Origin of the sequence: Stenotrophomonas sp., from assembly GCF_050737575.1 — a bacterium.
In the GTDB taxonomy this organism is placed as follows: domain Bacteria; phylum Pseudomonadota; class Gammaproteobacteria; order Xanthomonadales; family Xanthomonadaceae; genus Stenotrophomonas.
Genome location: NZ_JBOHXW010000008.1, coordinates 166716 through 181281 on the forward strand (window position 1 = coordinate 166716; position 14566 = coordinate 181281).

Annotated in this window: 13 protein-coding genes; 1 reads left to right on the forward strand and 12 read right to left on the reverse strand. The window is 64.7% G+C overall.

From position 1 onward, the window contains the following. Nucleotides 1-17: 17 nt before the first annotated feature. The 9 genes from ybgC to aspS all read right to left on the reverse strand — a co-directional run bounded on the left by ybgC (nucleotide 18) and on the right by aspS (nucleotide 9104). Entirely contained in the window at nucleotides 18-440 is a 423-nt protein-coding gene (ybgC, locus tag ACREP4_RS15200; protein ID WP_431597033.1) for a tol-pal system-associated acyl-CoA thioesterase, read from the reverse strand. After that, nucleotides 433-1470 (reverse strand): Holliday junction branch migration DNA helicase RuvB, encoded by a 1038-nt coding sequence (gene ruvB, locus ACREP4_RS15205; RefSeq protein ID WP_431597034.1) that lies wholly within the window; start codon nucleotides 1468-1470, stop codon nucleotides 433-435. The genes ybgC and ruvB overlap by 8 nt, the downstream gene beginning before the upstream one ends. Nucleotides 1471-1787: 317 nt before the next feature. Further along, nucleotides 1788-3704 (reverse strand): potassium transporter Kup, encoded by a 1917-nt coding sequence (locus ACREP4_RS15210; protein ID WP_431597035.1) that lies wholly within the window; start codon nucleotides 3702-3704, stop codon nucleotides 1788-1790. Between the two features lie 38 nt (nucleotides 3705-3742). After that, nucleotides 3743-4330 carry a Holliday junction branch migration protein RuvA gene (gene ruvA / locus ACREP4_RS15215; protein ID WP_431597036.1) on the reverse strand — a complete coding sequence of 196 codons (588 nt, stop codon included), beginning with the start codon at nucleotides 4328-4330 and terminating at the stop codon, nucleotides 3743-3745. 139 nt (nucleotides 4331-4469) lie between these two features. After that, nucleotides 4470-4991, reverse strand: coding sequence for a crossover junction endodeoxyribonuclease RuvC (ruvC, locus tag ACREP4_RS15220; protein ID WP_057632726.1), 522 nt, complete (start codon nucleotides 4989-4991; stop codon nucleotides 4470-4472). 67 nt (nucleotides 4992-5058) lie between these two features. Further along, the gene (locus ACREP4_RS15225; protein ID WP_431597037.1) at nucleotides 5059-5787 is read right to left on the reverse strand and encodes a YebC/PmpR family DNA-binding transcriptional regulator; all 729 of its coding nucleotides are present in this window, start codon (nucleotides 5785-5787) and stop codon (nucleotides 5059-5061) included. A 64-nt stretch (nucleotides 5788-5851) separates the two neighbouring features. Further along, on the reverse strand, nucleotides 5852-6502 hold the full coding sequence (locus tag ACREP4_RS15230) for an esterase/lipase family protein (protein WP_431597038.1): 651 nt from the start codon (nucleotides 6500-6502) through the stop codon (nucleotides 5852-5854). A 310-nt stretch (nucleotides 6503-6812) separates the two neighbouring features. Then, nucleotides 6813-7343, reverse strand: a complete 531-nt coding sequence (locus tag ACREP4_RS15235) for an N-acetyltransferase family protein (protein ID WP_431597039.1) — start codon at nucleotides 7341-7343, stop codon at nucleotides 6813-6815. Between the two features lie 3 nt (nucleotides 7344-7346). Further along, entirely contained in the window at nucleotides 7347-9104 is a 1758-nt protein-coding gene (aspS, locus tag ACREP4_RS15240; protein ID WP_431597040.1) for an aspartate--tRNA ligase, read from the reverse strand. Between the two features lie 241 nt (nucleotides 9105-9345). Here aspS and ACREP4_RS15245 point away from each other — a divergent pair, with 241 nt between their 5' ends. Continuing rightward, on the forward strand, nucleotides 9346-10248 hold the full coding sequence (locus ACREP4_RS15245; protein WP_431597062.1) for a DUF3011 domain-containing protein: 903 nt from the start codon (nucleotides 9346-9348) through the stop codon (nucleotides 10246-10248). A gap of 53 nt (nucleotides 10249-10301) precedes the next feature. Here the strand turns inward: ACREP4_RS15245 and ACREP4_RS15250 are convergent, their stop codons facing one another. From ACREP4_RS15250 to ACREP4_RS15260, 3 genes are all read right to left on the reverse strand, one after another. Next, on the reverse strand, nucleotides 10302-10928 hold the full coding sequence (locus ACREP4_RS15250; RefSeq protein WP_431597041.1) for a hypothetical protein: 627 nt from the start codon (nucleotides 10926-10928) through the stop codon (nucleotides 10302-10304). A 101-nt stretch (nucleotides 10929-11029) separates the two neighbouring features. Continuing rightward, nucleotides 11030-11668, reverse strand: coding sequence for a hypothetical protein (locus tag ACREP4_RS15255; protein ID WP_431597042.1), 639 nt, complete (start codon nucleotides 11666-11668; stop codon nucleotides 11030-11032). Between the two features lie 43 nt (nucleotides 11669-11711). After that, complete coding sequence (locus ACREP4_RS15260; RefSeq protein WP_431597043.1) at nucleotides 11712-14351, reverse strand: protein kinase domain-containing protein; 2640 nt, start codon at nucleotides 14349-14351, stop codon at nucleotides 11712-11714. Nucleotides 14352-14566 lie beyond the last annotated feature (215 nt).

Below are 14566 nucleotides of genomic sequence, written 5' to 3' on the forward strand. Positions count from 1 at the left end.
ATCTTCCTCAGTCTTACTTACGCGAGTTTGGTTTGTAGGGGTTTGAGCGTTGCGTACAGCGTGTCATCAATGGCCTGCGGGCGGAAATCCACGGCGCCCACCGCTGCCAGGCGTACCTGCGCGGTGACCAACACTTCTTCCCCACGCAGCACCGCCTGCTCCATCAGCAGGCTTGCCCGCCGACACTGCGCCAGCTCCACCGAGATGGTCAGCACGTCGTCCAGTTTGGCAGGCTTGAGGAAATCCAGCGTCATGGCGCGAACCACGAACACCTGACCGCCACCACTGCGCATGGACTCCTGTCCGTAACCCAGGGCGCGCATCCATTCGGTGCGTGCCCTTTCCATGAAAGCGACATAGCGGGCGTGGTAGACCACCCCACCGGCGTCGGTATCTTCCCAGTAAATGCGTGTCGGCCAACTGAACCGGGGCTCACTCATCGGCTTGCTCTGCAAACAGATCTGTCGGCGTCACCTTCGGCTTCAGGCCCATGTGGCGGTAGGCCTTGTGCGTGGCCATGCGGCCGCGCGCGGTGCGTATGAGGTAGCCCTGCTGGATCAGATACGGCTCGACCACGTCTTCCAGCGTGCCGCGCTCTTCGGAAAGCGCCGCGGCCAGTGACTCGATGCCGACCGGGCCACCATCGAAATATTCCACCATCGTGCGCAGCAGGCGCCGATCCAGCTCGTCAAAGCCTTCCGGGTCCACCTTGAGCATCTGCATCGCGGCCTGTGCCACGTTGTGATCGATGTGACCGTTGGCCTTGACCTGCGCGTAATCGCGCACGCGACGCAGCAGGCGGTTGGCGATACGCGGGGTGCCGCGCGCGCGGCGGGCGATCTCGCCTGCGCCTTCGGCGCTGCAATCAATGCCGAGGATGCCGGCCGAACGCCGCACGATGCGGGTCAGCTCTTCGGTCGAATAGAACTCCAGCCGCTGCACGATGCCAAAGCGATCACGCAGCGGCGCGGTCAGCAGACCGGCGCGGGTGGTGGCGCCGATCAGGGTAAACGGCGGCAGATCGAGCTTGATCGAACGGGCGGCCGGGCCTTCGCCGATCATGATGTCGATCTGGAAATCCTCCATCGCCGGGTACAGCACTTCCTCGACCACTGGCGAGAGGCGATGGATTTCGTCGATGAACAACACGTCGTGCGGCTGCAGATTGGTCAGCAGCGCGGCCAGGTCGCCGGCTTTTTCGATCACCGGGCCGGAGGTCACCCGCAGGCTCACCCCAAGTTCGTTGGCGATGACGTGGCTGAGCGTGGTCTTGCCCAAGCCCGGCGGGCCGAAGATCAGGACGTGATCCAGCGCCTCGCGACGTGATTTGGCGGCCTGGATGAAGATATCCAACTGCTCGCGCACCGGCGCTTGGCCGAGATAGTCGGCCAGGCTGCGTGGGCGGATGCTGGCATCGGCCACCTCGTCTTCGCGGGTGGCGCCGGCGCCGATGATGCGGTCGTCAGTCATCGGGTTATGTTACGGGCAGAAGTGAGCGAAGAGGAGTGAGTAGCGAGAAAAAGCCGGACAAAAGAGCTTCACCTTCATCTTCAACGGCGTTTCTGCCGCCGCGCGGTGAATGAAATGGAAGTACCGCGGCGTCCTGTCTTTTCCTGCCTCACCCTGCCCCTCTCCCCAACCCCTCTCCCGCAAGGGGAGAGGGGCTTTAAAGCTGCAGTTGCTCGGACTGCTTCAACCTGCAGCAATCTGAGCCCCTTTCGGGCAAGGGGAGAAGGGCTCAATGCGCGGCACTGAAGCATGGCTTGCGGCTGCTTCCCGGCCCGTCCTCAGATCTCCACCTGCGCGCCCAGTTCCACCAGACGGTTGCCCGGAATGCGGAAGAAACCAGTGGCAGGGGCCGCGTTGCGGTGCATGAAAGCGAATAGCTTGTCGCGCCAGATCGGCATGCCACGGTTGGCGCTGGCCACGATGGTCTCGCGGCTGGCAAAGAAGGTGGTGTCCATCGGGTCGAAATAGATGCCACCGTGGTCGCAGGAACGCATCAGCGCCAGCGGGATATCCGGGGTTTCCATGAAGCCGTAGCGCACGTAGACGCGGTAGAACTCATCGCCCACCGAATCAATCCGCAGGCGCTGGCCATCGGCCGCGTATGGCATCGGCAGGGTTTCCACATGCAGGAACACATTGCGCTCGTGCAGCACCTTGTTGTGCTTGAGGTTGTGCATCAACGCATGCGGAACCACGGTCGGATCGGCGGTCAGGAACACCGCCGTCCCCGGCACCCGTACCGGCGGTGCCAGCATCAAGCCGGGCAGGAAGGTATCCAGGCGGATACCGTCCTTGCGGATCTCGTCACGCAGCAGCTCGCGGCCACGCCGCCAGGTGCGCATCATCGTGAACAGCACCAGCCCAAGCACCAGCGGGAACCATGCGCCCTGTAGCAGCTTGGCGCCATTGGCGATAACAAAGCCCAGGTCGATGAACAGAAAAACCACGCACAGCGCGACGATGGCATGACGCGCACGCGGCCACAACACACGCGCCACCAGTGCCAGCAGCAAGGTGTCGATCAGCATCGTGCCCGACACCGAAATGCCGTATGCCACGGCCAGATTGCTGGAGCTGCGGAACGCCAGCACCAGCCCGAACACCATCACTGCCAAGCCCCAATTGATGCCGGGGATATAGATCTGGCCGATGGTGTCGTGCGAGGTGTGCAGGATGCGCATGCGCGGGATGTAACCCAGCTGCATGGCTTGTCGCGACACCGAGAACGCACCGGTGATGACGGACTGGCTGGCGATCACCGCCGCCATTGTCGCCAGCAGAATCATCGGGATCAGCGCCCAGCCCGGCACCGCCTCAAAGAACGGGTTGGACACCGCGTCCGGCCGCTGCAACACCAGCGCGCCCTGCCCCAGATAATTCAGCACCAGACACGGCAGCACGAAGAAATACCACGCGTGGCGGATCGGCGGCGCACCGAAGTGACCCATGTCCGCGTACAGCGCCTCACCACCGGTCACCGCCAGCACCACCGCGCCGAGGATGAAGACGCCGTGCCAGCCATGCTCGATGAAGAAGCGTGCTGCCCACATCGGGTTGAAGGCCTTGAGCACTTCCGGCGCAGCAATCACGTTCCAAATGCCGATGGCCGCCAGCGACAGGAACCAAACGGTCATCACCGGGCCGAATACCTTGCCCACTTTTTCGGTACCAAAGCGCTGCGCAGCGAATACCGCCGCCAGCACCACCAAGGTGATCGGCACCACGAAGTGGCCCAGCCCCGGCGCCGCGACCTCCAGGCCCTCGACCGCGCCCAACACTGAAATGGCCGGGGTGATCACCCCATCGCCGAAGAACAGCGAGGCGCCGAAAATACCGAGAATGCCCACCACATACGCCGAGCGCGAGCCGTTGCGCAGGGTGCGCTGGGCCAGTGCCATCAGCGCCATGATGCCGCCCTCGCCGTCGTTGTCGGCGCGCATGATGATGGTCACGTACTTCAGCGTGACCACCATGTTCAACGCCCAGAACGCCAGCGACAGTACGCCCAGCACCGTGTCGTGATCGCTATTGAGCCCGTAGTGCGGCGAGAACGCCTCCTTCAGGGTGTACAGCGGGCTGGTGCCGATATCGCCGAACACGACGCCGATGGCACCGACGACCAGCGCCATGCCCCCGGCGGGACCATGGCTGACGTGATGCCCACTGGATTCAGGGGCGGGGGAAGCGTGGGACATGGCGATCTCGGGTTGCCGTCAGGCGGCCGTGGAAGGGTTCAACGCAGCGCGGCTTGCAGTGCCTTGCGGATCACCTGGGCGACATCATCGCCCTCGGCTCCCGCATCGCGCGCCATCTTTGCTGCTTCGGCCGGTTTATAGCCCAGTTGCTGCAACGCCACTGTCGCCTCGGACACCGGGTCGTTGCCCAGCTGCCCGGCGATGGGCGCGCCGCCACCGGTGAAATTGGCTGCGCGATCGCGCAGTTCCACCACCATGCGCTCGGCGGTCTTCTTGCCGATGCCGGGGATGCGGGTCAGCGCGGTGATGTCGCCGCTCTGGATCAAACGCGCAAATTCATCGACGCTGGCCCCGGACAACACCGCCAGCGCAATCTTCGCGCCGATGCCGGAGACCTTCTGTACATCGCGGAACAAGCGCCGCTCGCCTTCGCGCAGGAAGCCGTACAGCGAGACGCTGTCTTCCTTCTGTGCGTAATGGGTGAACAAAATGACCTCGCGACCGACATCCGGCAGGTCGTAGAAGGTGCTCATCGGCGCCTCCAGCTCATAACCAACGCCATTGACGTCGATCACCAGCCACGGCGGGGCCTTGTAGGCGAGGATGCCGCGCAGTCGTCCGATCATGGGATGGACCTCGCGATCGGGGAACGGGGAATGGGGAACGGGGAATGGAAGATCACCGTTTCCGTGACAGCGCCAAGGCGTCCAGTTCGCAGAGAACGCACATTCCCCGCTCCCTGCTCCCTGTTCCCTGCTTCAAGATTCATTTCCGACTCCATGCCTGACGCACGTCCACGCCCAGCCGGTTGGCCGTGGCGCGTACATGCGCGTGGGTAATGGCCACTGCCAGCGCATCGGCGGCATCGGCCTGTAACTTGCCTTGCAGGTTGAGCATCAGTCCGACCATATGCTGCACCTGCTGTTTTTCCGCGCCACCGCGACCGACCACGGCCAGCTTGATCTCGGTGGCGGCGTACTCGCTGACCGGCAGGTCGCGCATCACCACCGCACACACGGCGGCGCCGCGCGCCTGGCCCAGCTTCAACGCCGAATCGGCGTTCTTGGCCATGAATACACGTTCGATCGCCACTTCCTGCGGCTGGTATTCCTCGATCAGCGCGTGCAACCCGTGCGCCAGCAGCTTCAAACGCTGCGGGAAATCCGCCGCGCCCAGCAACACCAGCGGGCAATGGTGGACGTGCCGCGCCTTGCCGCTGGCATCAATGTCGATGATGCCGACGCCGGTGCGTTGTGAACCGGGGTCAATGCCGAGGATGCGGGTCATGTAGGGGCCTGTGGAAGAAAGACGGCGCACAGCATTGCAGCGCGCCGTCTCATCTACCGGGACTGGATCAGCCTTCCAGGCTGGCCTGGTCAACGTTGGAGTACACGTCCTGCACGTCGTCCAGGTCCTCGATCATGTCCAGCAGCTTCTTGACCTGCAGCGCGGTGTCGCCATCCACGGCGATGTCGTTGTCCGCGCGGAAGGTGATTTCAGCGTGATCGCTGACCAAACCGGCCGCGTCCATTGCCTCCTTCACCGACTGGAACGTATCCGGCGCGGTGATGACATCAATGGCGCCGTCTTCCGGGTACACGACGATGTCGTCGGCACCGGCTTCGATGGCCGCTTCGGTGATCTTTTCCTCGTCGGCACCCGGCGCATAACTCAGCACGCCCAGTCGCTTGAACATGAAAGCCACCGAACCTTCGGTACCCATGTTGCCGCCGCACTTGCTGAAGGCATGACGCACATCGGCCACGGTGCGCACGCGGTTGTCGGTGAGGCAGTCAACGATGACCGCCACGCCGCCGGGGGCATAGCCTTCGTAGCGGATCTCTTCGTACTCGACACCTTCAAGCTCGCCAGTGGCCTTCTTGATGGCGCGCTCGATCACGTCCTTGGACATGTTGGCGCTCAAGCCCTTGTCCATGGCTACGCGCAGCCGTGGGTTGTTGTTTGGGTCGCCTCCACCGCCGCGAGCAGCAACGCTGATCTCACGAATGATCTTGGTGAAAATCTTGCCGCGCTTCGCGTCAGACGCGTTTTTGCGACCTTCGATGGAAGGACCTCTACCCATGGGAATGCCGTACATCTGTCAGGAACAGGACGCGAATTCTACCCGATCCCCCGGCCACGGCCCGTTACGACGCGCGACGGACCGCTTCACTCGGGAACCGCCCCTGCCGCAGGAAGGCAGCGGTCAGGGTGGCGACGTCATGGGAAAGCACCAATCCGCTGTGACTGGCTGGCACGATGCAATGGTCCGCCAACCCGGCCAGACAGGTTTCAGACAGAGCCACGGTGCCGTCCGAATCGCCCTGCATTGCGCCCATCAGCGCACCCAGGCCGTGGGCGACGGAGCCGGCGATCAACCCCACCTGCGCCGGGCCGTGCCAGTCCGGCAAGCCCCGCAGCAATAGATTGCTGCTGCGCCCGAGCGCGGCCGACCAGCCGTGATCGGCCAGGCTGCGTGCGGTTTCGCTGCCACACAGCGGTGAGCCGAGGCAGACCACGCGCGGCACTTCCAGCTCCGGCGCCTGACGAAGCGCTTCCAGTGCGACCAGCCCGCCCAGACTGTGCCCGACCAAGTTGATCGGCCCGGCGCCCTGCAGCCGCTCCAGCAGCAATGGCACTGCCACGTCCGGGCCGCCGGAAACGCTGGGATAGCCAAAGATATCGACGCCGAAGCCCTGCGCGCGCAACCGCCACGCCAGTGGGATCAGCCAGGAGCGGGTGTTCCAGATACCGTGCAGCAACAGCACACGGGGATGGCGCGTGGGGGATGGCGACATGCGCGCAGTCTGTCTGATTGCCGGCGCGGATGCCATGCGGCTTTGGGAGGAGACGTCTGGGATTGGGATCGGAGACTCGCAAGCGCTCCCCCTCCCCAGCCCTCCCCTCCGCCTTCGGCGCAAGGGAGGGAGCAAAAGCGCCCGGCCGCGAACCGAGCGAACCGAGCGAACCGAGCGACAGCATGATCCACCCCCTCCCTTTCGCCTAGCGAAGGGGAGAGCTGGGGAGGGGTGCTTTTGGGAGGAACTCAACCGCCCCGGCCGCGCTGCGCTAATACCGCCAGGACTGCAGGCCGAGCATGGCCCGGCATTACCGTGTGTGGGCGGACCTGCGCAGGATGAATTCCTTGTCGCGCACGCGGCCTACCGGGAATTCGTAGGCACCCGCCGGCTCAAAGCCGTGCCGCGCGTAGAAGCGCTGCGCGCCGAGGTTTTCCGACCACACGCCAATCCACAGCGTGCGATCGCCACACGACTCCAGCCAATGCAATGCCTCGGCGAACAAACGGCCGCCGTTGCCGCCGTTCTGGTGCGCGCGCAGCACATACAGCCGCTTCAGTTCGCCATCACCCGGCTGCGCGTCCGCATGCGGCAGTCCGCACGGGCCGGCAAACGCGAAACCCACCGCTTCGCCGTCGACATCCAGCAGCCACGCGGCGTAGTCGCCGGATTCCAGTTGCTGTCGCTGCACATCCTGCGGATACGCACTGGCCAGGTAATCTGCCAGGTCCTGCGGCGGATACAGATGGCCGAACGTCTCCACGAAGGTACGTTCGGCCAGGCTGCACAGCACGCCCGCATCCTCGGGCGTAGCGCGACGGATGCGGGCGTTGCCGGACAAGACTCAGGCCTTGTCGGCGCGCGGGCGCACCTGCACGTGCACTTCGGCCAGCTGCGCGTCGGCGATCGGCGACGGCGCATCGGTCATCAGGCACTGCGCGCCGGTGGTCTTCGGGAACGGGATCACGTCGCGGATCGACTCGGTGCCGGCCATCAGCGCAGCAATACGGTCGATGCCGAAGGCGATGCCGCCGTGCGGCGGTGCGCCGTAGTTCAGTGCATCCAACAGGAAGCCGAACTTGGCGCGTGCCTCTTCGGCGTCAATGCCGAGCAGTTCAAACACCGCGCTCTGCATTTCCGGGCGATGGATACGGATGGAGCCGCCACCAATTTCGTTGCCGTTGAGCACCATGTCGTAACCGCGCGACACCGCCGTCTTGGCATGCGCACGCAGCTCGGCCACATCGTCCACCGCCGGTGCGGTGAAGGGGTGATGCAGGGCCACGTAACGCTGTTCTTCCTCGTCCCACTCAAACATCGGGAAGTCGGTAACCCACAGCGGTGCCCAGCCAGCGGCGACCAGGTCGAAGTCCTTGCCGGCCTTCAGACGCAGCGCGCCCATGAAGTCGGACACCTTGTTGTAGCCGCCGGCACCGAAGAACACGATGTCGCCGTTGCCGGCACCGACGTGCTTGACCAGTGCAGCGAAGGCTTCTTCACCGAAGAACTTGGCGATCGGCGAGCTGACTTCGCCGCTCTCGCTGATCTTGATATAGGCCAGCCCCTTGGCGCCGTACTTGGCGGCGTGGGCGGCGTATTCGTCGATCTGCTTGCGCGACAGCGAAGCACCACCGGGAATGCGCAGCGCGGCCACGCGACCGTCGGCGTCATTGGCAGCGGCGGTGAACACCGGGAATTCGCTGGTCTTGACCAGTTCGGCCACATCCACCAGCTCCAGCGCGATGCGCAGGTCCGGCTTGTCCGAACCGTAGCGACGCATCGCCTCGGCCCAGGTCATGCGCGGGAAGCTGGCATCGAGATCGACGTCGACCACTTCCTTGAAGATGACGCGGATCATGTCCTCGACGAAATCCTGCACGTCGCGCTCGCGCACGAAGGCGAATTCCATGTCCAGCTGGGTGAACTCCAACTGGCGGTCAGCGCGCAGTGCTTCGTCGCGGAAGCAGCGGGCAATCTGGTAGTAACGGTCGAAGCCGGCCACCATCAGGATCTGCTTGAACAGCTGCGGGCTCTGCGGCAGGGCGTAGAACTCGCCCGGGTGCATGCGCGCCGGCACCAGAAAGTCGCGGGCGCCTTCCGGGGTGGCCTTGGTCAGGATCGGGGTTTCGATGTCCTGGAAGCTGCGCGCGTCCAGATGGCGACGCAGCGCCTGCACCAGCTTGATGCGGGTGCGCTGCATGCGCTGCATTTCCGGGCGACGCAGGTCCAGGTAACGGTACTTCAGGCGGGTTTCTTCGCCCGGGTTCTCGTGTGCGTGGAACGGCAGCGGCGCGGCCTTGTTGAGGATGGTGATGCGCGTGGCGATCACTTCCACCTTGCCGCTGCGGATCTTGTCGTTGACCGCATGGCGCGCGCGCACCACGCCTTCAACCTGCAGCACGTCCTCGTAACCCAGGCTGGCAGCGACGGCAAAGACCTCGGCGTTGTCGGGCTCGACGGTGACCTGGACGATGCCCTCGTGATCTCGCAGATCGATGAAGCAGACGCCGCCGAGGTTACGGGCAACGTCGGTCCAGCCGGCGAGGGTCACGGTTTGGCCGGTCAAGGTCTCATCGACCAGGCCGCAGAAATGGGTACGCATGGAAAACTCCGCAGGGGATGCCAGCACGCAAAGCGCGCCGGTCAAGGTTTTACGCCAGCCAAAGGCCGGACAAGCCCGGTATTTTGCGGCCGCGCGGGGGCTGGGGCAAATCCTGCGGATAGTCACGTCGTTTTAAGCGGGATTGGTCCTATAGTTCCGCGTCCCAAACCTGAACAGGGCCACCGCCATGAACCGCCGCTTCCTGCTCGCCTGCCTGCTGGCCGCGCTGCCGCTGGCCTCGATGTCCGCCCCGGCCGCCGCGCAGACCAGCCCGCTGGGCCACGGCGGCACGATTCGCTGCGAGAGCAACAGCAACCGCCAACAGGTATGCCGAACCGGTTGGCGCGACGCCATTCTGGTGCGCCAGTTGTCCGATACCCGCTGTACCGAGGGCCGCAACTGGGGCAGTGCCAACGGCACGATCTGGGTCAACGGCGGTTGCCGTGGCGAGTTCGGTCCGGGCCGCGGCGGCGGCTGGGGTGGCGGCAATGGCAACAGCAACACCATCCGCTGCGAAAGCAACAGCAACCGTCAGCAGACCTGCCGCACCGGCTGGCGCCGGAACGCGGTGCTGGTCCGCCAGCTCTCCGACACCCGCTGCATCGAGGGCCGCAACTGGGGCAGCGGCAACGGCATGATCTGGGTCAACGGCGGCTGCCGGGGTGAATTCGCCGAAGGCCGCAACGGCGGCAACTGGGGCGGCGGCGGCCCGGGCGGCAATTGGGGCGGCGGCAACAACGGCACCGTGCGCTGCGAGAGCAACAGCAACCGCCAGCAGACCTGCAATACCGGCTGGCGTCGCAGCGCGGTGCTGGTGCGGCAGCTCTCCGACACCCGCTGCATCGAAGGCCGCAACTGGCGCAGCGGCAACGGCACGATCTGGGTCAGCGGCGGCTGCCGTGGCGAATTTGCCGAAGCCCGCAATGGCAGCGGCTGGGGCGGTGGCGGCAGCTCGAACTACGTCGTGGACTGCGCCAGCGACGGCAACCGCGTGCGCTCCTGCGGCTGGGATCGCCGTCAGGGCCGGCCGGTGATCATCCAGCAGTTGTCCAACACGCAATGCGTGGAAGGCCGCAACTGGGGCTACAACGGCAACAGCATCTGGGTGAACGGCGGTTGCCGCGCGCGCTTCGGTACGCGCTGAACACAGCGACGGCAGGAATCAAAAGGGCGCCTGATCGGCGCCCTTCTTGTCGGTTACTGCGAGCCCCACGGTGCTGGCGGCAAGGCAACCGGCGTGCTCAGGTCGAACTCGACCTGGAACAAACGGCCACCCGGGCGCGACAGTTCATAGACAAAGCGCTTGCCCTGCTCCACTTCCATCGCCCAGGCGTTGTTGAGCGAGGCGTTCATGCCGTCGCGCGTGAACATCGCCACCGATTCGGCGTCCACCGGGAACACCTGGCGCGCTGCAGTACCGGAATCGGCGGTGTCGCCGCCATACATCGTCACCGCATCGGGGGTGCCGTCTTCGTGGCGATGATCGTGCTTCAGGCGCAGGCCGCTCGCGGTGCGGGTCAGCACCCAGGTACGCGAGTGATCGTCACCCACATGGAATGGCACACGCAGTTCGCGCTCAGGCGTGTCGCAGCCACGCACATGCATTACCAGCGCCTTGCCTTCAAAGGCATCCGGCGTCGTCGAGGCCGGCAGGTTGTTGATGATGCGGCCGGCAAAGGCCTGGCCGCAGTGACTGGCCAACGTCGCCATGAACTGGTCGGCCGCCGCCGGATCGGCAGTGCCCGCCGCATTGGCAGGCGTGGAAACAAACGCGCCGGCAGTCGCCAGCGCGCACAACACTACGGAAAAAGGTTTGAGGTTCATGGCCCGACCGTAGCCGCTGGCTTGCCAGCAGGCAAGTCGGCTCGGTGCATGCAACCGCCAGCGCGTTCGGTTGCTGGCGTACTGATCAAGCAATGCGCGGCTCAGGCGCCTTTGCCGATGTCGCCCCACGATGCCGGCGGCACGGCGACGGGCTGGGAGAAATCAAACTCCAGTCGGAACACGCGCCCATCCGGCCGCGACAGTTCATAGGTAAAGCCCTGCTGCGGATGCAGCTCCACGGTCCAATTGTTTTCCAGCGATGCCGGCAAGCCGATGTTCTTGAACATCTTGATCGACTCCGCATCCACCGGAAATATCTGTCGAACCGCCGTGCCCGGTGTCACCGTCGTGCCGCCAAAAAAAGTGACCGCATCTGCGGTGCCGTCTGCCCGCCATTGATGATGTCGAAAACGCAGCCCGTCGCGGGTGCGGGTGAAGGTCCATGCGCGCGAATGATCCTCGCCGACATGCAGCGGCATATGGATTTCGCGTGCGGGTCCGTCGCAGTCGCGCACATGCAACACCGGCGGCTTGCCTTCAAACGGATCGGGCACGCTGGAGGCTGGTTCATTGACCGTCACCTTGCCGGCGAAAGCCTTGCCGCAGTGGCTGGCCAAGGCCGCCATGAACTGATCGGCCGGTGCGTTGTCGCGATCAACTTCGGCGGTACATGCAGTGATGGCAAGCGTGCTGGCGATGGCCAGCACCCGTAGTTTCAATCCGTGGGAATTCTTGTCCATGGCCGCGAACGTAGCCCGTGCCCCGGCAGCCTGACAAGCGCACTCACGGTGTAGAAATTCGCCTTTTCCGAGCCGATTCCAACACAGCTTCCCATTGCTTCGTCCGCGCGGAATCCTTGCCATAGAGTGTTTCGGCCGATATCACCACCTGCTGCCAAAGTGGTAGAGCGTCGCGATACTGACCGCGCAATTCCGTCAACCGTGCTTGCAAAATAGTCTGCTGAATTGCCGCATACGGGCTGCTGGCGACAACCGGCTGCAACGCCGCCAACGTCGCCGCTGCGTCATCAAGCCGGCCCTTTGCAAGCAGCCACTCAGCCCAGCCCTGACGAATGCGGATGCCATTGGCGCTATCGGCGGGAATGCGGGCCAGCCACTGCTGATGTGCGCGTTGCACCAACGCATCGCCCTCTGCCTTGCCTTGTCGGGTGAGGAACAAACCCAGCTGCAAGCTCGCATCGAGCGTGTCGGGATGGTCACGCCCAATCGCGGCGGCGCGGGTGTCCAGCATCCGTCGATAATCGGCTTCGGCAGCGGCATTGTCGCCGGTGGCCGCAGCGAGCATGGCGGCGGTTTCCAGCATCAACGAATAGTTGTAACTGGCCTCGCCCATCACCTGCGCCGACAGCCGCAACGCCGTGGCGATATACGGCCGCGCACGCTCGTACTGCCCCCTGCGGATCAACGCCAACGCCAGCCGGTTGTTCTCGCTGATGAAGTAGACGCTGTGCTCGCCGAAAATCTTCGGCGCGCGGGCCAGATTGCTCTCAAAGGTGGCGATGGCTTCGTCCAGATCACCGCGATCCATCACCATCAGCGCGCGCTCGGTATTGCTGGTCCAGAAATCGTAAGAGAACTCGCCAAACATGCGCTTGAACAGTGGCGTGGAGCGGTCGAAAACCGCTGCGGAAGCCGCCAGATCACCCTTGCGGCGATACATCATGCCCAGGTTGTCCAGACTCACGCCGATGAACTGATCGCGCTTGCCCAGTTCGTGTCGCTTGAGCGCTTGCTGAAATGCCGCCTCCGCATCGTCATAACGCTGCTCGGACAGGAACGACAAACCCAGCGAGTTGTACGACTGCGCGACGCGGAAACTGTCGGCAGGTTGTGCATCCAGCAAGGCCAACGCGCGCTGCGCCATACGAATGCCTTCGGCACCGTTGCGGTTGTTGGCAAAGCTGCCGGCCATCAGATTGAACAGCTTGGCCGCTTCATCGAGGTTGCGCTCGCCGCCCGCGGTGGCCAAAGCTTCGGCCGCCTCCAACATCAACGGCTGAGCGCGCTGCAGATCGCCGCTGTTGCGATACGCCAGGCCAATCGTGCCCTTCAGCCGTGCGCGTACTTCCGGCGAGGCATCCAGCTCTTCATTTACACGGCTGGCAGCGCGATCCAGCACTTCGCGTGCGGAAATGTCTTCACCCGCTCGCATGCCCTTGGCGCGCGGATCTGCCGCTTCAAACATCGACACCAGGAAGGTGCTCACCTGCTCAGCCACTTTGGCCTCGCGCTGGGCTACGGCCCGCGCTTCGGCCAAGCGCCAGACAAACCATGCGGCCAGCAGCAGCATCGCCAACAACATGCTCATGCCGCGCCAATTCCGGCGCAGCCAACGACCGCCGCGATAACCACGTCCACCACCGCGCGCCTGCACTGGGCGATGCTGCTGCCAACGCGCTATATCCGCCGCCATGGCTTCCAGCGATGGATAGCGCTGCTCCGGCGGCAAGGCGCCGGCACGCACCACAATGGCATCCAGATCGCCGCGCAGCGCGCGCGTCCAGGTGCAGTCCGCGCCGGCCGACGCACTTGGCGGCGATACCGCAGTGCCCGCATCGCGGCCATCGCGCCTGCCGCCTTTGCCGGCCAGTAGTTCGGCCAATACCGCGCCCAGGCTGAAAACGTCGCTGGCAACACCGACCGCCTGCCCTGCCTGCAACTCCGGTGATGCATAGGCCGGCGTGAAAAACTGCGCACGCGCCTCACCCGCGCCGGCATCGAGCAAGCGCGACACGCCGAAGTCCAGCAGCACCGGCTCGCCATCGGCGCGCACCAGAATATTGGACGGCTTGAGGTCGCAATGCAGCACCAGCCGCGCGTGCGCCGCCTGCACCGCGTTGCAGATTTTCAGGAACACAGCGAGGCGCTGACGCAGATCCAGTTTGTGCCGCGCGCAGTACACATCCAACGGCTCACCGTGGACGTATTCCATCACCAGATACGGATGCCCGGCCGGCGTGGTGCCGCCGTCGTACAAGCGCGCGATGTTGGGGTGCTGCAGGCCAGCCAGGATGCGCCGCTCCGACGCCAGCCGATCGGCCACGCGCGGGCCGGGTTCGCCCAACAGGAACTTGATCGCTACTTCCTGCGCATACAGGCCGTCGGCGCGTTCGGCGCGGAACACGATACCCATGCCGCCGCTGGCCAGACGGCCGCACAAACGCCACGGGCCGATGTGATCACCTTCGGCCAACTCCGACGCCATGGACGCGGTCAGCAACTGTTCCAACGGCGCGCGCGCATTGCCCAGATCGCGCGTCTGCGCCTGCAGCAGTTCCAACGTCTCGGCGATGACTACCGGATCGATGCTCCGCCGCGACAGCTCGCGCTGCCATTGCGACGGTTCAAGCTCGCATACCGCGTCAAACAGTTGCCGTACCTGTTGCCAACTATCGCGATCCACCCACTTCCCCTGTACGCGCGGCGTTGTCGTGCCGCGCTTCCCGGGGATGATGATAGCGGTGCTTTTGCCTTGTTCCGCGCGATTGCCGCATTGGATCGTCGGGAGTGCGCGCGGCATCGGCGTCTCTTACGATTCCGACGCGCTACTCCGCATCGGTGGCTGCGCTCTGCAGCATTCCACGCGCGCCGCTCAGCGACAGCAGCAGGATCAATGCC